This is a genomic window from Streptomyces sp. NPDC051315 (assembly GCF_044455165.1).
GTDB lineage: Bacteria > Actinomycetota > Actinomycetes > Streptomycetales > Streptomycetaceae > Streptomyces.
Window position 1 is genome coordinate 46,182 of sequence record NZ_JBITEN010000021.1, and the last position, 19,474, is coordinate 65,655.

Annotated in this window: 22 protein-coding genes and 4 tRNA genes; 8 read left to right on the forward strand and 18 right to left on the reverse strand. The window is 70.9% G+C overall.

The features are described from left to right. Positions 1–25: 25 nt before the first annotated feature. The 5 genes from rplA to ACIBBD_RS31980 form a co-directional block, all read right to left on the reverse strand. Positions 26–751 carry a 50S ribosomal protein L1 gene (rplA, locus tag ACIBBD_RS31960; RefSeq protein WP_399423055.1) on the reverse strand — a complete coding sequence of 242 codons (726 nt, stop codon included), beginning with the start codon at positions 749–751 and terminating at the stop codon, positions 26–28. Positions 752–852: 101 nt separating this feature from the next. Next, complete coding sequence (gene rplK / locus ACIBBD_RS31965) at positions 853–1,287, reverse strand: 50S ribosomal protein L11 (RefSeq protein WP_003998857.1); 435 nt, start codon at positions 1,285–1,287, stop codon at positions 853–855. A 182-nt stretch (positions 1,288–1,469) separates the two neighbouring features. Further along, positions 1,470–2,327: a transcription termination/antitermination protein NusG gene (gene nusG, locus ACIBBD_RS31970; protein WP_399423056.1), complete on the reverse strand. Its 858-nt coding sequence runs from the start codon at positions 2,325–2,327 to the stop codon at positions 1,470–1,472. Positions 2,328–2,406: 79 nt separating this feature from the next. Continuing rightward, positions 2,407–2,694, reverse strand: a complete 288-nt coding sequence (secE, locus tag ACIBBD_RS31975) for a preprotein translocase subunit SecE (RefSeq protein ID WP_397962209.1) — start codon at positions 2,692–2,694, stop codon at positions 2,407–2,409. 108 nt (positions 2,695–2,802) lie between these two features. Next, a tRNA-Trp gene (locus ACIBBD_RS31980) sits at positions 2,803–2,875 on the reverse strand. A 294-nt stretch (positions 2,876–3,169) separates the two neighbouring features. Here ACIBBD_RS31980 and ACIBBD_RS31985 point away from each other — a divergent pair. Beyond that, positions 3,170–4,396, forward strand: a complete 1,227-nt coding sequence (locus ACIBBD_RS31985) for a pyridoxal phosphate-dependent aminotransferase (protein WP_399423057.1) — start codon at positions 3,170–3,172, stop codon at positions 4,394–4,396. 140 nt (positions 4,397–4,536) lie between these two features. Beyond that, positions 4,537–5,565 (forward strand): adenosine deaminase, encoded by a 1,029-nt coding sequence (locus ACIBBD_RS31990; protein WP_399423058.1) that lies wholly within the window; start codon positions 4,537–4,539, stop codon positions 5,563–5,565. A 43-nt stretch (positions 5,566–5,608) separates the two neighbouring features. Here the strand turns inward: ACIBBD_RS31990 and ACIBBD_RS31995 are convergent, their stop codons facing one another. The 6 genes from ACIBBD_RS31995 to ACIBBD_RS32020 form a co-directional block, all read right to left on the reverse strand. Further along, entirely contained in the window at positions 5,609–6,664 is a 1,056-nt protein-coding gene (locus tag ACIBBD_RS31995) for a UDP-N-acetylmuramate dehydrogenase (protein WP_399423059.1), read from the reverse strand. A 109-nt stretch (positions 6,665–6,773) separates the two neighbouring features. Continuing rightward, entirely contained in the window at positions 6,774–7,202 is a 429-nt protein-coding gene (locus ACIBBD_RS32000) for a MaoC family dehydratase (protein WP_399423060.1), read from the reverse strand. A 1-nt stretch (position 7,203) separates the two neighbouring features. Further along, on the reverse strand, positions 7,204–7,656 hold the full coding sequence (locus ACIBBD_RS32005) for a MaoC family dehydratase N-terminal domain-containing protein (protein WP_399423061.1): 453 nt from the start codon (positions 7,654–7,656) through the stop codon (positions 7,204–7,206). A 102-nt stretch (positions 7,657–7,758) separates the two neighbouring features. Beyond that, positions 7,759–7,923 carry a 50S ribosomal protein L33 gene (gene rpmG / locus ACIBBD_RS32010; RefSeq protein ID WP_003948671.1) on the reverse strand — a complete coding sequence of 55 codons (165 nt, stop codon included), beginning with the start codon at positions 7,921–7,923 and terminating at the stop codon, positions 7,759–7,761. Positions 7,924–8,012: 89 nt separating this feature from the next. Then, a tRNA-Met gene (locus ACIBBD_RS32015) sits at positions 8,013–8,085 on the reverse strand. 46 nt (positions 8,086–8,131) lie between these two features. After that, positions 8,132–8,204: transfer RNA gene (locus tag ACIBBD_RS32020), tRNA-Thr, on the reverse strand. 288 nt (positions 8,205–8,492) lie between these two features. Here ACIBBD_RS32020 and ACIBBD_RS32025 point away from each other — a divergent pair. Together ACIBBD_RS32025 and ACIBBD_RS32030 are read left to right on the forward strand one after the other, a co-directional pair. After that, the gene (locus ACIBBD_RS32025) at positions 8,493–9,809 is read left to right on the forward strand and encodes an amidohydrolase family protein (RefSeq protein WP_399423062.1); all 1,317 of its coding nucleotides are present in this window, start codon (positions 8,493–8,495) and stop codon (positions 9,807–9,809) included. Between the two features lie 83 nt (positions 9,810–9,892). Further along, the gene (locus ACIBBD_RS32030) at positions 9,893–10,549 is read left to right on the forward strand and encodes an SDR family oxidoreductase (RefSeq protein WP_399423063.1); all 657 of its coding nucleotides are present in this window, start codon (positions 9,893–9,895) and stop codon (positions 10,547–10,549) included. A 63-nt stretch (positions 10,550–10,612) separates the two neighbouring features. Here ACIBBD_RS32030 and ACIBBD_RS32035 read toward each other — a convergent pair whose 3' ends face one another. Beyond that, positions 10,613–10,825, reverse strand: coding sequence for a hypothetical protein (locus tag ACIBBD_RS32035; protein ID WP_399423064.1), 213 nt, complete (start codon positions 10,823–10,825; stop codon positions 10,613–10,615). Positions 10,826–10,932: 107 nt separating this feature from the next. On the opposite strand from ACIBBD_RS32035, the gene ACIBBD_RS32040 reads away from it, so the two are divergent. Together ACIBBD_RS32040 and ACIBBD_RS32045 are read left to right on the forward strand one after the other, a co-directional pair. Continuing rightward, positions 10,933–11,223 (forward strand): hypothetical protein, encoded by a 291-nt coding sequence (locus ACIBBD_RS32040; protein WP_399423065.1) that lies wholly within the window; start codon positions 10,933–10,935, stop codon positions 11,221–11,223. Positions 11,224–11,321: 98 nt separating this feature from the next. Further along, positions 11,322–11,894 carry a GNAT family N-acetyltransferase gene (locus tag ACIBBD_RS32045; protein WP_399423066.1) on the forward strand — a complete coding sequence of 191 codons (573 nt, stop codon included), beginning with the start codon at positions 11,322–11,324 and terminating at the stop codon, positions 11,892–11,894. Positions 11,895–11,971: 77 nt separating this feature from the next. Here ACIBBD_RS32045 and ACIBBD_RS32050 read toward each other — a convergent pair. Continuing rightward, positions 11,972–12,053: transfer RNA gene (locus ACIBBD_RS32050), tRNA-Tyr, on the reverse strand. 225 nt (positions 12,054–12,278) lie between these two features. On the opposite strand from ACIBBD_RS32050, the gene ACIBBD_RS32055 reads away from it, so the two are divergent. Beyond that, positions 12,279–12,767, forward strand: a complete 489-nt coding sequence (locus ACIBBD_RS32055) for a YajQ family cyclic di-GMP-binding protein (RefSeq protein ID WP_360332014.1) — start codon at positions 12,279–12,281, stop codon at positions 12,765–12,767. A 108-nt stretch (positions 12,768–12,875) separates the two neighbouring features. Here the strand turns inward: ACIBBD_RS32055 and ACIBBD_RS32060 are convergent, their stop codons facing one another. Then, complete coding sequence (locus tag ACIBBD_RS32060) at positions 12,876–13,142, reverse strand: GlsB/YeaQ/YmgE family stress response membrane protein (RefSeq protein ID WP_360332011.1); 267 nt, start codon at positions 13,140–13,142, stop codon at positions 12,876–12,878. A 242-nt stretch (positions 13,143–13,384) separates the two neighbouring features. Between ACIBBD_RS32060 and ACIBBD_RS32065 the strand changes: the two genes are divergently transcribed. After that, the gene (locus ACIBBD_RS32065) at positions 13,385–14,641 is read left to right on the forward strand and encodes an APC family permease (protein WP_399423067.1); all 1,257 of its coding nucleotides are present in this window, start codon (positions 13,385–13,387) and stop codon (positions 14,639–14,641) included. A gap of 271 nt (positions 14,642–14,912) precedes the next feature. On the opposite strand, the gene ACIBBD_RS32070 is transcribed toward ACIBBD_RS32065, so the two are convergent. From ACIBBD_RS32070 to ACIBBD_RS32085, 4 genes are all read right to left on the reverse strand, one after another. Beyond that, positions 14,913–15,305 carry a YccF domain-containing protein gene (locus tag ACIBBD_RS32070; RefSeq protein ID WP_399423068.1) on the reverse strand — a complete coding sequence of 131 codons (393 nt, stop codon included), beginning with the start codon at positions 15,303–15,305 and terminating at the stop codon, positions 14,913–14,915. Further along, positions 15,302–16,165 carry a zinc metalloprotease HtpX gene (htpX, locus tag ACIBBD_RS32075; RefSeq protein ID WP_399423069.1) on the reverse strand — a complete coding sequence of 288 codons (864 nt, stop codon included), beginning with the start codon at positions 16,163–16,165 and terminating at the stop codon, positions 15,302–15,304. Before htpX ends, ACIBBD_RS32070 begins: the two co-directional genes overlap by 4 nt. Positions 16,166–16,359: 194 nt before the next feature. Then, positions 16,360–17,901 carry an NADH-quinone oxidoreductase subunit N gene (locus tag ACIBBD_RS32080; protein ID WP_399423070.1) on the reverse strand — a complete coding sequence of 514 codons (1,542 nt, stop codon included), beginning with the start codon at positions 17,899–17,901 and terminating at the stop codon, positions 16,360–16,362. Continuing rightward, the gene (locus ACIBBD_RS32085; protein ID WP_399423071.1) at positions 17,898–19,472 is read right to left on the reverse strand and encodes a NuoM family protein; all 1,575 of its coding nucleotides are present in this window, start codon (positions 19,470–19,472) and stop codon (positions 17,898–17,900) included. The genes ACIBBD_RS32080 and ACIBBD_RS32085 overlap by 4 nt, the downstream gene beginning before the upstream one ends. Positions 19,473–19,474: the final 2 nt, after the last annotated feature.

Sequence of the window (19,474 nt, forward strand, 5' to 3'; positions counted from 1 at the left end):
GACCGACTTCGGTGAGCGCTGGGGCTCAGACCGCCGCCGGGTCCTCCTCGACGAGGAGGTTGCGGGTGCGGTTCGGGTCGACCGGAATGCCGGGGCCCATCGTGGTGGTGATGGCGGCCTTCTTGATGTAGCGACCCTTGGCGGCGGACGGCTTCAGACGGAGGATCTCCTCCAGGGCCGCGCCGTAGTTCTCCACCAGCTTGTCGTCGTCGAACGACGTCTTGCCGATGATGAAGTGCAGGTTCGAGTGCTTGTCGACGCGGAACTCGATCTTGCCGCCCTTGATCTCGGTGACGGCCTTGGCCACGTCGGGGGTGACGGTGCCGGTCTTCGGGTTCGGCATCAGACCACGCGGACCGAGCACGCGGCCGAGGCGGCCGACCTTGCCCATGAGGTCCGGGGTGGCGACGACGGCGTCGAAGTCCAGACGGCCCTTCGCGACCTCGTCGATCAGTTCGTCGGAGCCGACGATGTCGGCGCCCGCGGCCTCCGCGGCCGCAGCACGGTCACCGGTCGCGAAGACCAGGACCCGGGCGGTCTTGCCGGTGCCGTGCGGCAGGTTCACGGTGCCACGGACCATCTGGTCGGCCTTGCGCGGGTCGACACCCAGACGGAAGGCGACCTCGACGGTGCCGTCGAACTTGGTCGTGGAGGTCTCCTTGGCGAGACGGACGGCCTCGAGCGGGGCGTAGAGCTTCTCCCGGTCGACCTTGGCGTCCGCAGCGCGGAGAGACTTGCTGCGCTTGCTCACTACTGCTCCTGTGTGTTCTGAGGAGTCGTGGTCCGGGCCGAGCAGGCCCTCCCACGTGCGGCCGAGGCCGCGTTTCTACGAAGGTGCTACGGGGCTGGGGGTCAGCCCTCGACCGTGACGCCCATGGAACGCGCGGTGCCGGCGATGATCTTCGCGGCGGCGTCCAGGTCGTTGGCGTTGAGGTCGGGGAGCTTGGTCTGGGCGATCTCGCGGACCTGCGCCTCGGTGATCTTGGCGACCTTGGTCTTGTGCGGCTCGCCCGAGCCCTTCTCGATGCCCGCGGCCTTGAGGATCATCTTGGCGGCCGGCGGCGTCTTGGTGATGAAGGTGAAGGAACGGTCCTCGTAGACCGTGATCTCCACCGGGATCACCCAGCCACGCTGCGACTCGGTCGCGGCGTTGTAGGCCTTGCAGAACTCCATGATGTTGACGCCGTGCTGACCCAGCGCCGGGCCGACCGGCGGAGCCGGGTTGGCGGCGCCGGCCTGGATCTGGAGCTTGATGAGCCCCGTGACCTTCTTCTTCTTGGGAGGCATAGCTCTCCGGGTCCTTTCGGTTCGGGTCCTGCCCGCGCTCGGGGACCACCCGGACGCAGGCATACCGCACAACGATAACGGGTATAGATGCGCGGCTGAAAACCGAGCAGGTCAGACCGGCTGCGAAGAGCCTGTCTGACCTGCCCGGAAGCGGTAGTTCCAGAAAAGCGTCCCGTGCGGGACTAGTTCTTCTGGATCTGGTCGAAGCTCAGCTCGACCGGGGTCTCACGACCGAAGATCTCCACCAGACCCTTGACCTTCTTGGAGTCGGCGTTGATCTCGTTGATGGTGGCCTGCAGCGTGGCGAACGGGCCGTCGGTGACGGTGACCGAGTCGCCGACCTCGAAGTCCAGCACCTGGACCTCGACCTTGCGCTGCGGAGCCGGCTTGCCCTCGGCCTCGGCGGCCTCGCGGGCGGCCTTCTCCTCGGCCTCCGGGGCGAGCATCTTGACGATCTCGTCCAGGGTCAGCGGGTACGGGTCGTAGGCGTTGCCCACGAAGCCGGTGACGCCGGGGGTGTTGCGGACGACGCCCCAGGACTCGTTCGTCAGGTCCATGCGGACGAGGACGTAACCCGGCAGCTTGTTCTGCTTGATCGTCTTGCGGTCGCCGTTCTTGATCTGGACGACCTCTTCCTGCGGCACCTCGGCCTGGAAGATGTAGTCCTCGACGTTCAGCGAGACGGCGCGCTGCTCCAGGTTGGTCTTCACGCGGTTCTCGTAACCGGCGTAGGTGTGGATCACATACCACTCGCCGGGCAGCGTGCGCAGCTCCTCGCGCAGGGCGGCGACGGGGTCGACGGGCTCGGCCGGCTCTTCCTCGGTCTCGGCCTCGTCGGCTTCTTCCTCGTCCTCCGCGACGGCCTCGTCGGCCTCTTCCTCGTCCTCGACGTGGAGGGCGGCTTCCTCGGCGGGCTCCCCCGCCTCGGCGTCGGCAGCCTCGAACTCGTCCAGGTCCTCGTCCGCGCCCTCGACGATGTCGAGCTCGTCGGCAGCCGACTCGTCCGGCTCGATGGCGTCGTTCAGGTTCTGGTCAGACACGGTGGCTGCTTCTTCCTGGATACATAGGGGTGGAACACGCGAAAGGGGCGCCGATCACCCGGCGCCCTTCGCTCTCGGCTCAGCCGAAGACGTACTTGGCGGCGTGGCTGAGTCCATAGTCAATCACGGTCACCAGGCCGATCATGATGACGACGAAGATGATCACCACGGTCGTGTACGTCGTCAGCTGGCTCCGCGTCGGCCAGACGACCTTGCGAAGCTCCGCGACGATCTGGCGGTAGAAGAGTGCGAGCCGCTTCAGCGGACCCTTCTTGGCCCGCTTGCCGCCCTTACGGGTCTTTTTCTTGGCCTCAGGGACCTCGTCCTGGGCATCAGGCGTGTCGATGGAGCCCACGGCATCCGCCATTCGTCCTCACCTGTTCCCGGGTCGTGGCCGTGCCGCGCCCGGTCTGAGCCGCACGGCGGTGCATTGCTGTACGTACATGCGCACACATCCTGGCGAAGGTGTGTGTAGCAGGGCCGGAGGGACTTGAACCCCCAACCGCTGGTTTTGGAGACCAGTGCTCTACCAATTGAGCTACGACCCTTTGTGTGTCCCCCAACGTACCGCATCCGGCCGGATGCTCGGTGTGCACCGGTTGCGGCACGGCTGTTGAAGGCCAACGACGTAGGAGTGTACGTGGTCCGGGGCGCCTCGTCGAACGGAAAGTGCCCAGCGAGGCGCCCCTGGTGGAAGATCGTCGGGAAATCACCGGAAGATCACGCAGGCCACCACCGGGTTCATGGGCGGATACGGACGCGTGTTCAGCGGTTTGCCCGTGCATGTTCAGTCTGTGAAACCCGCGTGCCGGGCCGGTTTCCTGTCTGAAAACATGGGTTCCATGAGCGCTGCAACCCCTCCCACCGAGCGCCGGGTCTCCGCCCGCGTCGGCGCGATCTCCGAGTCCGCCACCCTCGCCGTGGACGCCAAGGCCAAGGCCCTGAAGGCCGCCGGACGTCCGGTGATCGGCTTTGGCGCCGGTGAGCCCGACTTCCCGACCCCGGACTACATCGTCCAGGCCGCGATCGAGGCCTGCAAGAACCCGAAGTACCACCGCTACACGCCGGCCGGCGGACTGCCCGAGCTGAAGGCCGCGATCGCCGCCAAGACCCTGCGCGACTCGAACTACGAGGTCGACCCGGCCCAGATCCTGGTCACCAACGGCGGCAAGCAGGCGATCTACGAGGCCTTCGCCGCGATCCTCGACCCGGGCGACGAGGTCATCGTCCCGGCGCCGTACTGGACGACGTACCCGGAGTCGATCCGGCTGGCCGGCGGTGTGCCGGTGGAGGTCGTCGCGGACGAGACGACCGGCTACCGGGTCTCGGTGGAGCAGCTGGAGGCGGCGCGCACGGAGAAGACGAAGGTCGTGCTCTTCGTCTCCCCCTCCAACCCGACCGGCGCGGTCTACAGCGCGGAGGAGGCCGAGGCGATCGGCCGCTGGGCCGTCGAGCACGGCCTGTGGGTCCTGACGGACGAGATCTACGAGCACCTGGTTTACGGCGACGCGACGTTCACCTCGCTCCCGGCGGTCCTGCCCGAGCTGCGCGACAAGTGCATCGTGGTCAACGGCGTCGCGAAGACGTACGCCATGACGGGCTGGCGGGTCGGCTGGATCATCGGCCCCAAGGACGTCGTGAAGGCCGCGACGAACCTCCAGTCGCACGCGACCTCCAACGTCTCCAACGTGGCGCAGGTCGCCGCGCTGGCCGCCGTCTCCGGTGACCTGGACGCCGTGGCGACGATGCGGGAGGCCTTCGACCGCCGCCGCAAGACCATCGTCCGGATGCTCAACGAGATCGACGGCGTGGTCTGCCCCGAGCCCGAGGGCGCCTTCTACGCGTACCCGTCGGTGAAGGCGCTGATCGGCAAGGAGATCCGCGGCAAGCGCCCGCAGGACTCGGTGGAGCTGGCCGCGCTCATCCTGGAGGAGGCCGAGGTCGCGGTCGTCCCGGGCGAGGCCTTCGGCACGCCGGGCTACCTGCGGCTGTCGTACGCGCTGGGTGACGAGGACCTCGTCGAGGGCGTGAGCCGGATTCAGAAGCTGCTGGCCGAGGCCAGGGACTGACACCTCACGCGCGGAGGGCCACCCCGGGACGTTCCGGGGTGGCCCTTCATCGTCCGTGCGAGCGAGACCGTTCGTGCGAGCAGGACCACGTTCGTGGATTCCGCTTCCGGGAGGGCCGGGACGTACGGCAGGATCCTGGGATGGAGCGTGTACGTGATGTCTCTGAGCTGCCGAAAGCCCATCTGCACCTGCACTTCACCGGATCGATGCGGCCGACCACCCTGCTGGAGCTGGCCGACAAGTACGGGGTCCACCTGCCGGAGGCGCTGACCGACGCGCTGAACAAGGGGGAGTCGCCGAAGCTGCGGGCGACGGACGAACGGGGCTGGTTCCGCTTCCAGCGCCTGTACGACGCGGCCCGCTCGTGCCTGAGGGAGCCCGAGGACATCCAGCGCCTGGTGCGGGAGGCCGCCGAGGAGGACGTGCGGGACGGCTCGGGCTGGCTGGAGATCCAGGTCGACCCCACGTCGTACGCCCCTCGGCTGGGCGGTCTGATCCCGGCGCTGGAGATCATCCTGGACGCGGTGGAGACCGCCTCGCGGGAAACCGGGCTCGGTATGCGCGTCCTGGTGGCCGCCAACCGTATGAAGCACCCTCTGGACGCCCGCACCCTGGCCCGCCTGGCCGTCCGTTACGCGGACCAGGGCGTGGTGGGCTTCGGCCTCTCCAACGACGAGCGCCGGGGCTTGGCGCGGGACTTCGACCGCGCCTTCGCCATCGCCCGGGAGGGCGGCCTGCTGTCCGCCCCGCACGGAGGCGAGCTCACCGGCCCCGCGTCGGTCCGCGACTGCCTGGACGACCTGCACGCCTCACGCATCGGCCACGGAGTACGCGCCGCCGAGGACCCCCGGCTCCTGAAACGCCTCGCCGACCGGGGCGTGACCTGCGAGGTGTGCCCCGCCTCGAACGTGGCCCTGGGCGTCTACGAGAAGCCGGAGGAGGTCCCCCTGCGCATCCTCTACGAGGCGGGCGTCCCCATGGCCCTGGGCGCGGACGACCCCCTCCTCTTCGGCTCCCGCCTGGCCGCCCAGTACGAACTGGCCCGTCGCCACCACGGCTTCACCGACGAGGAGCTGGCGGAACTGGCCCGCCAGTCGATCCGGGGCTCGGCGGCCCCCGAGGACGTCAGGCGCAAGCTCCTGGAGGGTGTGGACGCCTGGCTGGCCTGAGCGCCGCCCCGACTGTCCGGACAGGCCAGGCGCGGCCTCGGCCCTACAGGCCGACGCCCACCATCACCGGCTCGTTGACCAGCGTGATGCCGAACGCCTCCCGCACCCCGGCCACGACCTCCCGCGCCAGTGCGAGCAGGTCCTCGGTCGTCGCCTCGCCCCGGTTGGTGAGGGCGAGGGTGTGCTTGGTGGAGATGCGGGCGGGTCCGCTGCCGTAGCCCTTGGTGAAGCCCGCCTTGTCGATCAGCCAGGCCGCGGAGGTCTTGGTGTGGCCGTCGCCGGCCGGGTAGGCGGGCGGCTCCACGCCGTCGCCGAGCCGCTCCTTCACGCGCGCGTGGAACACGGCGAAGTCGGCGTCGGTGAGGATCGGGTTGGTGAAGAACGACCCGGCCGACCAGGTGTCGTGGTCCTCGGGGTCGAGGACCATGCCCTTGCCGGCCCGCAGCTTCAGCACGGTCTCCCGCGCCTCGGCGAGCGGCACACGGTCGCCGGGCTCCACGCCCAGCGCGCGGGCCGTCTCGGCGTACTTGAGGGGCGCCGAGAGCCCGTCCGCGTCCTCCAGCTCGAAGCGGACGTGCAGGACGACGTACCGGTCGGGGTCGGCCTTGAAACGGCTGTGCCGGTAGGAGAAGGCGCACTCGTCGTTGCCGAGGGTGACGGTCTCGCCGGCGCGGCGGTCGTACGCGATGACCTCGGTGATCGTGGAGGAGACCTCCTGGCCGTACGCGCCCACGTTCTGGATGGGGGTGGCGCCGGCCGAGCCGGGGATGCCGGCCAGGCATTCGACGCCGGCGAGTCCGGCCTCCACCGTGCGGGCGACGGCGTCGGTCCACACCTCGCCGGCCGCCAGCTCCAGCGTCGTACCGGTGAGCTCGAAGCCGGTGGTGGCGACGCGCAGGGCGGTGCCCGCGAAGCCCTTGTCGCCGATGACGAGGTTGGAGCCGCCGCCGACGACGAGCAGCGGTGTGCCGTCGGCGTCGGCCTCGCGCACGGCGGCGACCACCTCGGCGTCGGTCGTCGCGGTCACCAGCCGGGTGGCGGGACCGCCCAGCCGGAAGGTGGTCAGCGGGGCGAGCGGGGCGTCGTGGAGTTCCAGCACGCGCCCAAGCCTACGAGACGGCACCGACAGCCCCGCCCGCCCTCACGCACGCGTAAGGGGCGCCCCCCGAGGGGAGAACGCCCCTTACCCACACCACGGACGTCGCGGCTCAGGCCAGCCGCACGACGGCCCGCGACATCCCGAGCACCTTCTGCCCGCCGCTGGTCACCGTCAGGTCGACCCGCACGGTGTTGTCGTCGAGCTTGGCCGCGACCTTGCCGCCGACCTCGATCACGGCGCCCCGGTCGTCGTTCGGCACGACGACGGGCTTGGTGAAGCGGACGCCGTAGTCGACGACCGAGCCCGGGTCGCCGGTCCAGTCGGTGACGACGCGGATCGCCTCGGCCATGGTGAACATGCCGTGCGCGATGACGTCCGGCAGGCCCACCTCCTTGGCGAACCTCTCGTTCCAGTGGATCGGGTTGAAGTCCCCGGAGGCGCCCGCGTACTGCACGAGTGTGGCGCGGGTCACGGGGAACGACTGCGCCGGCAGCTCGGTGCCGACCTCGACGTCGTCGTAGGCGATCTTCGCCGTCATGTCAGCCCTCCTCGGCCGCGCGGGCGACCAGCTTCGTCCAGGCGGTCACGACGTGCTCGCCGGCCTCGTCGTGGACCTCGCCGCGGATGTCCAGGATGTCGTTGCCGGCCAGGGACTTGATGCCCTCGATGGTCGAGGTCACGGTGAGCCGGTCACCGGCGCGCACCGGCCGCCGGTAGGCGAACTTCTGGTCACCGTGCACCACCCGGCTGTAGTCCAGGCCGAGCTGCGGGTCCCGGACGACCTGTCCGGCGGCCTTGAAGGTGATGGAGAACACGAAGGTCGGCGGGGCGATCACATCGGGGTACCCGAGCGCCTTGGCGGCCTCCGGGTCCGTGTACGCCGGGTTGGTGTCCCCCACGGCCTCGGCGAACTCGCGGATCTTCTCCCGGCCCACCTCATAGGGGTCGGTGGGCGGGTAGGTCCGCCCCACGAAGGACTGGTCGAGCGCCATGGGCTCGGCACCTCCTGGATTGCTCTACTGACCGGTACTGGTCGCTCAACGACGCGAGGCCGCCCCCGATCACTCGGGGACGGCCTCGCATACGAGCCTGATTTATCGCGTTTCGCGGTGCGCGGTGTGCGCGTTGCAACGCGGGCAGTGCTTCTTCATCTCAAGACGGTCCGGGTTGTTACGCCGGTTCTTCTTGGTGATGTAGTTCCGCTCCTTGCACTCCACGCAGGCCAGCGTGATCTTCGGGCGGACGTCGGTGGCAGCCACGTGAGTGCTCCTTGACGAACGGATGGGACAATTCAACGCAAGAAAGAGTAGCCGATCGAAGGACCGACCCCACAATCGGCTACTGTCAGTAGCGGTGACCGGACTTGAACCGGTGACACAGCGATTATGAGCCGCTTGCTCTACCGACTGAGCTACACCGCTTTGATGCGATCGGACCCCGCCTTGCGGCGGGAACCTCTCACACCAGAGCCCCAATACGGAATCGAACCGTAGACCTTCTCCTTACCATGGAGACGCTCTGCCGACTGAGCTATTGGGGCGAGCGATGAAGACATTACACGGTCCGCCGCCGTTCACCCAAATCCGTTCCGGGGGCCCGGCCCCACCCCACCCGGGGCTCTCTGTCCGGGCCTGCCCAGGACCGTTTCCCATGGGTACCGCCGGGCCCGTGAGCCCCTCCGGCCCACCGGGGCACACCGGTACGACTATTGCGCTCCTCCCCGACAGCACCGGACGGCCGCCCTAGGCTCGACCCACTCTGCGTGATCTTGCCCCGAGCCCCGAGCCCGGGCCCCGAGCCCTCCTCACCGCCGAGCCACTGGAGCGCGATGCCCGACAGCCAGCCGCAGCCGCCCCACTCGCCGTCCGCGTCGTCGCACTCGTCCTCGTCCGCGTCGTCCTCGTCGCCGTCGTCCTCGCCGTCCGCTCCGTCGCCGGACGGCCGGCCGGACCCGGATGCCCTCCTGCTGTGCGGCGCACGCCTCACGGACGGCCGGACCGTGGACGTACGGCTGGGCCACGGGCGCATCGAGGCGGTCGGTACGGCCGGCAGCCTGGCACCCGGTCCCGGCGCCGGCGCCCGCGTGGACCTCGGCGGCTACCTGCTCCTGCCCGCACCCGCGGAACCCCACGCCCACGCCGACACCGCCCTGACCGCCGACACCGACGGGCCCGCCCCGAACGCCCCCGAGGACGTCCAGCGCCGTGCCACGGAGGCCGCGCTGCTGCAACTCGGCCACGGCGCGACCGCCCTGCGCGCCCACGTGCGGGTGGGCGACCTCCAGGGGCTCGGCGCGCTGGCCGCCGTTCTGCAGGCCCGGCGTGCGCTGCGCGGACTCGCCGAACTGGCGGCCGTGGCGATGCCCCGGGTGCTGACCGGGGCGGCCGGCGCCGACGGGCTCGCGATCCTGCGCGACGCGATGAAGATGGGCGCCTCCGTGGTGGGCGGCTGCCCGGACACGGACCCCGATCCGACCGGCTACGTGGAGACCGTCCTGGAGGTCGCCTCCGAGCACGGCTGCCCCGTCGACCTGCACACCGACGCCGCCGACCCGGCCCGCCTTGCCCGCCTGGCCGCGATGGCCGGCGGTCTGCGCCCGGGCGTCACCGTCGGCCCCTGCACCGCCCTCGCCCACCTCCCCGCCGAGGCCGCCACCCGCACCGCCGACCAACTGGCCGCCGCCGGCGTGACGGTGGTCTGCCTCCCCCAGGGCGGCTGCGGCGCGGTGGAACGCCGCGGCACCGCCCCCGTACGGCTGCTGCGCGCGGCCGGCGTCCGTGTCGCGGCCGGCAGCGGGGCCCTGCGGGACGTCTGCAACCCCGTCGGCCGCGGCGACCCCCTGGAGGCCGCCTACCTCCTCGCCTCCCGCCACGGTCTGCGCCCCGAGGACGCCTACGACGCCGTGAGCACCTCCGCCCGGGCGGCCCTGGGCCTCCCCGAGGTCCGCGTGGAGGCGGGGTTCCCCGCCGACCTCCTGGCGGTCCGCGGCGACCGCCTGCCGGCCGCGCTGTCCCTGGCGTACAGCCGCATCGTGATCCACCAGGGCCGGGTGGTGTCCCGCACGAGCGCGGTCCGTGAGTACTGCGACTCGGCGGCGACCGTGGTGCGCGGGCTGCCGCGGCAGGGGTGGGGTGAGGTGCCGTAGGGACCCGTGCCGGACCGCCTGGCGTCCGCTCAGGCGTTCGAGCTGGGCGGCGGGTGGGGTCGTCGGGGCGTACGGTCGGAAGCATGCGCATTGTCATCGCTGGGGGACACGGTCAGATCGCGCTGCGGCTGGAGCGCCTGCTCGCCGCGCGCGGGGACGAGGTCGCGGGGATCATCCGCAGGGACGAGCAGGGCGACGACCTGCGGGCCGTCGGCGCCGAACCGGTCGTACTGGACCTGGAGTCTGCGTCGGTCGAGGAGGTCACCGAGCGGTTGCGGGGCGCGGACGCGGCGGTGTTCGCGGCGGGCGCGGGCCCGGGCAGCGGAACGGCCCGCAAGGAGACCGTCGACAAGGGCGCGGCGGTGCTGTTCGCGGACGCGGCGGTCCGGGCGGGCGTACGGCGCTTCGTGGTCGTGTCGTCGTACGGCGCCGACCCCGGCCACCCGGGTGGGGAGGTCTTCGACGTGTACCTGCGCGCCAAGGGCGAGGCGGACGCGTACGTCCAGGGTCTGGAGGCCCTCGACTGGACGATCCTGCGCCCGGGTTCGCTGACGGACGACGCGGGCAGGGGGCTGGTCCGGCTGGAGGCGCACACGGGCCGCGGCTCGGTGCCGCGCGACGACGTGGCCGCGGTCCTGGCGGAGTTGCTGGACACCCCGGCGACGGCCGGCCTGACCCTGGAACTGGTCGGCGGGTCGACGCCGGTGTCGGTGGCGGTGAAGTCGGTCGCGGGGAACTGATGTTCGCCCGTACAGGTCGTCCGTACAGATCGTCCGTGCAGGTCGTCCGTGCAGGTCGTCCGGTCAGAACAGGGGCAGCTGACCGGGCATGTCGGGCACGACGTACCCGTCCAACGACGGCTGGACCGCGCCCAGTTGTGCCGCCCTGCGGGAGCCGGGGCAGGAGGTGAGCTGCCCGCTCTCCCGTGCCCCCGGTGGGTCGTGCCGGGCGAAGCGGCCGGCGACGACGGCGATCTCGCGACGGCACTCGGGGCACGTGCTGCGGCGGCTGGACATGGGGCAAGTCTGCCCCAGTGCGCCACGCGGGTGCGCCTCGCTACCGCGGGCCCCGCGCGCCCCGCTCGCCGCGCGGAAGTGCGCCCCTCTCCCTAGCATCCGTACATGTGGCACATACCTTCGAGGAACTCGTGGAGAAGCAGCGCGCGGCCGACGAGGCGCACGCGAGGGTCCTGCACCTGCGGGACACCTACGGCGCGCCCACGGCTGCCCCCTGGTCGGAAACCCAGACCGACACCTACGAAACCGCGTGGCGCGCCTGGCGCGACCTCGCCCGGGACGTCCAGGCCGCGGTGACCGAGTACGCCAAGGACGAGGGCAGATCGCGCACGGACGTCGAGGCGGACGTGAAGAGGACCGCGAAGAGCCCCGAGGAGGCGCCTTCCGGGCAGGACTGACGACCCAACTGACGACCCGCTCCACCCGGCCCCGAGCGGCCGAGCGGAAGCGGGCAGATCGAGCGGCGACGCCACCCGCGCCGTGACATCGTGATGCCATGACCGTCGAGGTGCGCCCCGCTTTTGTCTTCGAGGACGTCCGCACGGTGCTCGGCCCGAAGTCGCCGACGGCGAACGTCTGCTGGTGCCTGAGCTACCGGATCCCGTCCAGGCTCAACAACGAGCTCCGCGGACCGGCCCGGGGTGAGTACGTGGCCGAGCTGTGCCGTACCGGTCCCCCTCCGGGGGTCCTCGCCTACGACGGCGACGAGCCGGTCGGCTGGGCCGCGGTGGCACCGCGCTCGGAGACCTCCTTCGCACGCAACCGCAAGATCCCGCACGTCGACGGCCTGCCGGTCTGGTCACTGTGGTGCATCCGCGTACGCCCTGGACACCGGAAGAAGGGCATCTCGCACGCCCTCATCACCGGCGCGGTCGCGTTCGCCCGTTCCCAGGGCGCCCCGGCGATCGAGGCGTACCCCCTCGACAACGGCGATGCCAGGGTCGACCTCACGATGGCGTACGCCGGAATCCGCAGGAACTTCGAACGCGCCGGCTTCACCCACGCCGCCGACACCACCTCGGTCCTGGCCGGCCATCCCCGCATCCTGATGCGACGGGACCTGCGCTGACGATGAGGAGGCGTATCGGGGTACGACGAAGGGCCCGTGACCTGCTGGACAGCAGGTCACGGGCCCTTCGTTCCGTGTGGCGGCGCCAGGATTCGAACCTGGGAAGGCTGAGCCGGCAGATTTACAGTCTGCTCCCTTTGGCCGCTCGGGCACACCGCCGGGTTTGCTGCAGTTCGAACCGCTTTTTGGCGGTGCTCCCTGGCAACGACGTAAACGATACCCGATGGGGAGGGGTGCTCCGCCACCTGGATTCCGCGCCGCCGGGACCGAGCCGGGTGGCTAGGCTTGTCCGGATGCGGCCCGCGTCTTACGCCGGGCTCGGCGACAGCCCCACGGACGCCGACACGCACCCGATACGTCACCCGATACAAGGAGCCACAGGACATGGCCGACTCCAGTTTCGACATCGTCTCGAAGGTCGAGCGGCAGGAGGTCGACAACGCCCTCAACCAGGCCGCCAAGGAAATCTCGCAGCGCTACGACTTCAAGGGCGTCGGCGCCTCGATCTCGTGGTCCGGTGAGAAGATCCTCATGGAGGCGAACTCCGAGGACCGGGTGAAGGCTGTCCTCGACGTCTTCCAGTCGAAGCTGATCAAGCGCGGGATCTCGCTGAAGGCGCTGGACGCCGGTGAGCCCCAGCTCTCCGGCAAGGAGTACAAGCTCTTCGCGGAGATCAAGGAGGGCATCTCCCAGGAGAACGCGAAGAAGGTCGCCAAACTCATCCGCGACGAGGGCCCCAAGGGCGTGAAGGCCCAGGTGCAGGGCGACGAACTGCGCGTCAGCTCCAAGAGCCGCGACGACCTGCAGGCCGTCATCGCCCTGCTGAAGGGCCAGGACTTCGACTTCGCGCTGCAGTTCGTGAACTACCGGTAGGCACTCGTACCGGTCACCCGGTGCTGCCGGTGACGAGGAGCAAGAGGAAGGGTGGGCGCCGGCCAGGGCCCGCCCTTCCCGCCCGTCGGCAGCCGGTCAGGGGCGCGCTCAGTCGCGCGAATGGCCGAACAGGATGCGGTAGACGATCAGGAGCACGAGGGATCCGCCGATGGCGGCGGCCCAGGTGGCGCCGTCGTAGAAGTCCTTGGTGATGGGGTGGTCCAGCCAGCGGGCCGATATCCAGCCGCCGATGAACGCGCCCGCGATGCCGATGAAGGTCGTGCCGATGAAGCCGCCCGGGTCCCGGCCCGGCAGCAGGACCTTGGCGATGACTCCGGCCAACAGCCCCAGAATGATCCAGCTGATGATGCTCATGCCCTGAACCTGCCCTTCCGCGCTGTGCCCGCACTGTCCCGGTCCTGTGACGTCGCCCCGGACCGGCTGTGCGTTCGTGCGTCATGCGCCGTTCTCGTCGTGCGTGGGGAGCGCCTCGTGGTCTGTCGAGCCGCGCCCTGTCGATGCGTGCCCTGCGTTCCGGCGTACCGGTTCATGCCGTGTTGAGCTGGACGACGCCCTGGTGGCGTCCCATGGTTTCGCCGCTCAGTAAGGTGCGGCCCATGACACAGTCCGGTCCGGCCGCCGAACTGCGGCGCACCCTGGGTGTCGGGGACGCCGTGGTCGTCGGGCTCGGCTCGATGATCGGCGCCGGCATCTTCGCCGCCCTCGCTCCCGCCGCGCACGCCGCCGGCTCCGGACTGCTGCTCGGGCTCGCCCTCGCCGCACTGGTCGCCTACTGCAACGCCACGTCGTCGGCCCGTCTGGCCGCGCTCTACCCGGCCTCGGGCGGCACCTACGTGTACGGACGCGAGCGTCTCGGTCCGTTCTGGGGGTATCTCGCGGGTTGGTCGTTCGTGGTCGGGAAGACGGCCTCCTGTGCGGCGATGGCTCTGACGGTCGGGGCGTACGTCTGGCCGGGGCAGGCGCACGCGGTGGCGGTCGCGGCCGTGGTGGCGCTGACCGCGGTGAACTACGGCGGCATCCAGAAGTCGGCCTGGCTGACGCGGGCGATCGTGGCGGTGGTCCTGGCGGTCCTCGCCGCCGTGGTCGTGGTCTGTCTGGGGTCCGGGGAGTCCGACGCCGGGCGGCTGGACGTCGGGGCGTCCGGTGGCGTCGGCGGGGTGCTGCAGGCCGCCGGTCTGCTGTTCTTCGCGTTCGCCGGGTACGCGCGCATCGCGACCCTCGGCGAGGAGGTACGGGATCCGGCGCGCACCATCCCCCGCGCGATTCCGCTGGCGCTGGGCATCGCGCTGGCCGTGTACGCGGGTGTGGCCGTGGCTGTCCTTTCGGTGCTGGGGGCAGGGGACCTCGGGCGCGCGGCGGCGCCGCTGGCCGACGCGGTGCGGGCGGCCGGCGTGCCGGGGCTGGTGCCGGTGGTCCGGGTCGGGGCCGCCGTGGCAGCGCTGGGTTCGCTGCTCGCCCTCATCCTGGGCGTCTCGCGTACGACGCTGGCCATGGCGCGGGACCGCCATCTGCCCGGCGCGCTGTCCGCGGTGCATCCGCGCTTCCAGGTACCGCACCGGGCCGAACTGGCCGTGGGCGCGGTGGTCGCGGCCCTGGCCGCCACGGTGGACGTACGGGGCGCGATCGGATTCTCCTCCTTCGGTGTGCTGGCGTACTACGCGGTGGCCAACGCCTCGGCGTGGACCCTGGATCCGGCTCCCCTGAAGCGGGCGCTGCCCGCCGTGGGTCTCCTCGGGTGCGTGGTGCTGGCGTTCGCGCTGCCGGGGGCGTCGGTGATCGCGGGGGCGGGCGTGCTGGCGGTGGGTGTGGTCGCGTACGCGGTACGGGGGCGGATGGCCGCGGGGCGGCGGTAGGGCCGCCGAGGTGGGCGACCGCGCATCCGTACGGTGAGGTCGGCGCTCAGGCCGTCCCGGATATCGGAACGCGCGCCAGGGACGGGCGGGGGCCGTGCCTCCCGCCGGTCGGATGTGCGCCTGTTCGTTCTCGGTCATGCGTTCATGATGCGGGGCGCCACTGACATCCGGGGCCGGCCTGTGGACAACCGGCCGGTTGTGGACAACGGGAGGTCGAAGGGCCCGCGTCGGGGGTCGGTGGCGTCCGCGCCCGCCGGGGACGCGGCTGGGGTCAGCGGGCGGCGAACGGCTGGTCCGTGGGAACGATCTCGCGCCCCAGCGGGAGCAGGGAGACCGGGATCAGCTTGAAGTTGGCGATGCCGAACGGGATGCCGATGATCGTCAGGCAGAGAGCGACGCCGGTGACGATGTGGGCCAGGGCCAGCCACCAGCCGGCGAGGATCAGCCACAGCACGTTGCCGAGGCAGGAGGGGGCTCCGGCGTCGCGGCGCTCGACCGTGGTGTGGCCGAAGGGCCAGAGGGCGTAGACGCCGATACGGAACGCCGCGATGCCGAACGGGATGCCGATGATCGTCACGCAGAGCAGCAGGCCCGCCAGCATGTACCCGAGGAAGAGCCAGAAGCCGCTGAGGATGAGCCAGATGACGTTCAGGATGGTCTTCACTGGTGGTGTCCTGCCATCTTCTCGAGACGGGCGATGCGCTCCGCCATCGGCGGGTGCGTCGAGAACATCTTGGACAGTCCCTGGCCCGGCCGGAACGGGTTCGCGATCATCATGTGGCTCGCGGTCTCGATGCGGGGCTCGGGGGGCAGCGGGAGTTGTTTGGTGCCGAGTTCGAGCTTGCGCAGGGCACCGGCGAGGGCCAAGGGGTCGCCGGTGAGCTGGGCGCCGGAGGCGTCGGCCTCGTACTCGCGGGAACGGCTGATGGCGAGTTGGATGAGGGATGCGGCGAGCGGACCCAGCAGCATGATCAGGAGCATGCCGAAAAGGCCGGGGCCGTCGTCGTCGTCCGAGCGGCCGATGGGGATGAGCCAGGCGAAGTTGACCAGGAACATGATCACGGAGGCGAGGGCGCCGGCGACCGAGGCGATGAGGATGTCCCGGTTGTAGACGTGGCTCAGCTCGTGGCCGATGACGCCGCGCAGTTCGCGCTCGTCGAGGAGGCGCAGGATGCCCTCCGTGCAGCACACGGCCGCGTTGCGCGGGTTGCGGCCGGTGGCGAAGGCGTTGGGGGCCTCGGTCGGGGAGATGTACAGGCGGGGCATGGGCTGGCGGGCCTGGGTGGAGAGGTCGCGGACCATGCGGTAGAGGCCCGGGGCCTCGAACTCGCTCACGGGGCGGGCACGCATCGCGCGCAGGGCCAGCTTGTCGCTGTTCCAGTAGGCGTAGGCGTTGGTGCCGAGCGCGATCAGGACGGCGACCACGAGCCCGGCGCGTCCGAAGAAGCTGCCGATGACGATGATGAGTGCGGACAGTCCCCCGAGGAGTACTGCGGTCCTGAGCCCGTTGTGCCGGCGGTGCACGGTACGCCCTCCAAGTCGTGCGGCAGGGGAACCCTTCGCTTGCTGATCTTGCCTCTGGTCTGCGATGCCACTGGTGTCGTGGTGTCACGTCCAGTGGAACCTCCCGGTTTGGTCAACGCCAGGCGAACAGCACTAGTTCCCTTGTGCCTCCGAGGGCATGCGCGGGCCGTCCGGGTGAGGGGCGCCGGAACGGATCAGAAGAGGGCCGTGTCGGCGAAGCGCAGGACGAGCTGGGGTGCTCCGGAGAGGGCGAGGCCGACGATCGCGGTGAGGGTGAGGGCGGCCGTGAGGGGCGCGGGGACGCGGTGCTGGACGGGCTCGCCCTCGGGGGCGCGGAAGAGCAGCGCCGTCCACTGGAGGTAGTAGTACAGGGCGATGACCACGTTGACGGCCATGACGACCGCGAGCCAGCCCAGGTCCGCGTCGACGGCCGCCGAGAAGACGGTGACCTTGGCGAAGAGGCCGATGATGCCCGGGGGCAGTCCGGCGAGGCAGAGCAGGAAGAAGGCCAGGAGGAGGGCGGCCAGGGGGTTCCTCGCGTACAGGCCCCGGTAGTCCGTGAGGCGGTTCGCCGGACTCGTACGGCCGACCAGGGCGGCCACCGCGAAGGCGCCCAGGTTCACGGCGCCGTACATGAGCGCGTAGGCGACGGTGGAGCCGATGGCGTGGTCGGGGTCGTCGGTGTACGCGGCGGCGGCGATCGGGACGAGGAGGTAGCCGGCCTGGCCGACGGAGGACCAGGCGAGGAGGCGTACGGCGCTGTACGCGCGCGTGGCCTGCTGGCGGAGGGCGCCGACGTTGCCGACGGTCATGGTGAGGGCGGCCAGCGCGGCGAGGGCGGGGCCCCAGACGTCGGCGTACGAGGGGAAGCCGACGACCGTGACGAGGATGAGGCCGGAGAAGCCGACCGCCTTGCCGACGACGGACAGGTAGGCGGCGACGGGCAGGGGGGCGCCGATGTAGGTGTCGGGGACCCAGAAGTGGAAGGGGACGGCGGCCGTCTTGAAGGCGAAGCCGATGAGGGTGAGCACCACACCGGTCTGGGCGAGGATGTGCAGTTGGCCGTCCACGTCCTGGATGCGGTCGGCGATCCGGGTGAGGTGGAGGCTGCCGGTCGTGGCGTAGACGAAGCTGATGCCCAGGAGGCTGACGGCGGTCGCGGTGACGGAGGACAGGAAGAACTTCAGGGCCGCCTCGGACGACCTGCGGTCGCCGTGCCGGATGCCGACGAGGGCGAAGGCTGGCAGGGAGGCGACCTCCAGGGCGACGACGAGGGTGGCGAGGTCACGGGAGGCGGGCAGGAGGGCGGCGCCCGCGGCGGAGGAGAGCAGCAGGAACCAGAACTCCCCCTCGGGCAGGCGCCCCCGCGCGTCCTTCAGGGCGGTGACCGACAGAAGGGCGGCCAGCAGTGCGCCGCCGAGGACCAGGAACTGGATGACCAGGGTGAAGCGGTCGGCGGTGTAGCTGCACACGCGCGGGTCGCCGGTCAGGCAGAAGGTGGAGCGGTCGCCGTCCAGGAGGGGCAGCAGGAGGGCCGTGGACACGGCGAGCCCGGCGACGGAGAGCCGGCCGAGGAGCGGCTTCCTCGCCTCGGGCAGGAACAGGTCGGTGACGAGGACGGCGAGGCCGACGACCGCCGCGAGGGTGGGCGGGGCGATCGCGAGCCAGTCGACGGACTGGACCAGCGACTCGGACTGGGCCAGGGGCTGGGCCAGGGGCTGGGCCAGGGAGCTCATCGGGTGCCTCCTGCGAGGAGCTGCTGCACGGCCGGGTCGGTCAGGCCGAGGAGTGCCTTCGGCCAGAGGCCGGCGACGACGGTGAGGACGACGAGCGGCGTCCAGGCCGCGAACTCGTAGCCGCGGACGTCGGTGAGGCGCGGGGCGTCCTGGCGGACGGCGCCCATGCAGACGCGGCGGACCACGACGAGCAGGTAGGCGGCCGTCAGCAGGGTGCCGAACGCGCCGATCGCGGTGAAGGTGAGGAAGGCGGGGCGGCTGAGGCCGTCGGCGGGGTCGAAGGCGCCGAACAGGGCGAGCATCTCGCCCCAGAACCCGGCGAGGCCGGGCAGGCCGAGCGAGGCGACCGCCGCGAAGGCGAGGAGGCCGCCGAGGCGCGGGGCCCTGCCGTACAGGGCGGCGCCGGTCTCCTCGGCGAGGGTGTCGAGGTCGGTGGTGCCGGTGCGGTCCTTCAGGGCGCCGACCAGGAAGAACAGGAGGCCGGTGATGAGGCCGTGGGCGATGTTGGCGAACAGGGCGCCGTTGACGCCGGTCGGGGTCATGGAGGCGACGCCGAGGAGGACGAAGCCCATGTGGCCGACGGAGGAGTAGGCGATGAGGCGCTTGAGGTCGCCCTTGGCGCCGCGCTTGGCGAGGGCCAGGCAGGCCAGGGACCCGTAGATGATGCCGACGACGGCGAAGGCGGCGAGGTAGGGCGCGAAGGTGTGGAAGCCGTCGGGCGCGACCGGGAGGAGGATCCGGACGAATCCGTACGTACCCATCTTCAGCAGGACGCCGGCGAGGAGGACCGATCCGACGGTCGGGGCGGCGGTGTGGGCATCGGGCAGCCAGCTGTGCAGCGGCCACATCGGGGTCTTGACCGCGAGCCCGATCCCGATCGACGCAACGGCGATGACCTGCACGGATGTGGTCAGCGACCGGCCGTTGTCAGTGGCGAGTGCCACCATGTCGAACGTGCCCGCCGTGATTCCGACCAGGAGCAGGCCCAGCAGCATGACGACGGACCCGAGCAGCGTGTACAGGATGAACTTCCAGGCCGCCTGGGTCCGGCCCGCACCGCCCCAGCGGGCGATGAGGAAGTACATCGGGATCAGGACCGTCTCGAAGGCGAGGAAGAACAGCAGCAGGTCGAGGACGGCGAAGGTGGCGAGCGTGCCGGACTCGAGGACGAGCAGCAGCGCGACGAAGGCCTTCGGGCTCGGGCCCGCGGGCAGGTTGAAGTACGAGTAGAGCGCGCAGAGGAAGGTCAGCAGCGCGGTCAGGACCAGAAGGGGGAGGGAGATGCCGTCGATGCCGAGGTGGATGCGCACGTCGAGTGCGGGGATCCAGCTGATGTCGGTCGTGGCCTGCATCTTCGACGGCTGGTCGTGGTCGAAGCCGAGCGCGAGGACGAGCGCGGCGATGAGGATCGCGCCGGTCACGGTCACGCCGTGCCGCAGCACGGCCTGCTCGGGTGACTTCCCCCTCAGCCCGGGCGGGGCCGGCAGGAGAGCGGCGGCGGCGCCGAGGAGCGGGCCGACGACGATGAACGCCAGAAGGAACTGCATCACGGACTCGCTGATATCGATCACGC

What these genes read in the sequence shown, in the direction of transcription:
- rplK (WP_003998857.1), bottom strand. Translation starts at nt 1,287, where the DNA reads ATGCCTCCCAAGAAGAAGAAGGTCACGGGGCTCATCAAGCTCCAGATC.
- secE (WP_397962209.1), bottom strand. Translation starts at nt 2,694, where the DNA reads ATGGCGGATGCCGTGGGCTCCATCGACACGCCTGATGCCCAGGACGAG.
- ACIBBD_RS31985 (WP_399423057.1), top strand. Translation starts at nt 3,170, where the DNA reads ATGAGCGCTGCAACCCCTCCCACCGAGCGCCGGGTCTCCGCCCGCGTC.
- ACIBBD_RS31990 (WP_399423058.1), top strand. Translation starts at nt 4,537, where the DNA reads ATGGAGCGTGTACGTGATGTCTCTGAGCTGCCGAAAGCCCATCTGCAC.
- ACIBBD_RS32000 (WP_399423060.1), bottom strand. Translation starts at nt 7,202, where the DNA reads ATGACGGCGAAGATCGCCTACGACGACGTCGAGGTCGGCACCGAGCTG.
- ACIBBD_RS32005 (WP_399423061.1), bottom strand. Translation starts at nt 7,656, where the DNA reads ATGGCGCTCGACCAGTCCTTCGTGGGGCGGACCTACCCGCCCACCGAC.
- ACIBBD_RS32025 (WP_399423062.1), top strand. Translation starts at nt 8,493, where the DNA reads ATGCCCGACAGCCAGCCGCAGCCGCCCCACTCGCCGTCCGCGTCGTCG.
- ACIBBD_RS32030 (WP_399423063.1), top strand. Translation starts at nt 9,893, where the DNA reads ATGCGCATTGTCATCGCTGGGGGACACGGTCAGATCGCGCTGCGGCTG.
- ACIBBD_RS32035 (WP_399423064.1), bottom strand. Translation starts at nt 10,825, where the DNA reads ATGTCCAGCCGCCGCAGCACGTGCCCCGAGTGCCGTCGCGAGATCGCC.
- ACIBBD_RS32045 (WP_399423066.1), top strand. Translation starts at nt 11,322, where the DNA reads ATGACCGTCGAGGTGCGCCCCGCTTTTGTCTTCGAGGACGTCCGCACG.
- ACIBBD_RS32055 (WP_360332014.1), top strand. Translation starts at nt 12,279, where the DNA reads ATGGCCGACTCCAGTTTCGACATCGTCTCGAAGGTCGAGCGGCAGGAG.
- ACIBBD_RS32060 (WP_360332011.1), bottom strand. Translation starts at nt 13,142, where the DNA reads ATGAGCATCATCAGCTGGATCATTCTGGGGCTGTTGGCCGGAGTCATC.
- ACIBBD_RS32065 (WP_399423067.1), top strand. Translation starts at nt 13,385, where the DNA reads ATGACACAGTCCGGTCCGGCCGCCGAACTGCGGCGCACCCTGGGTGTC.
- ACIBBD_RS32080 (WP_399423070.1), bottom strand. Translation starts at nt 17,901, where the DNA reads ATGAGCTCCCTGGCCCAGCCCCTGGCCCAGCCCCTGGCCCAGTCCGAG.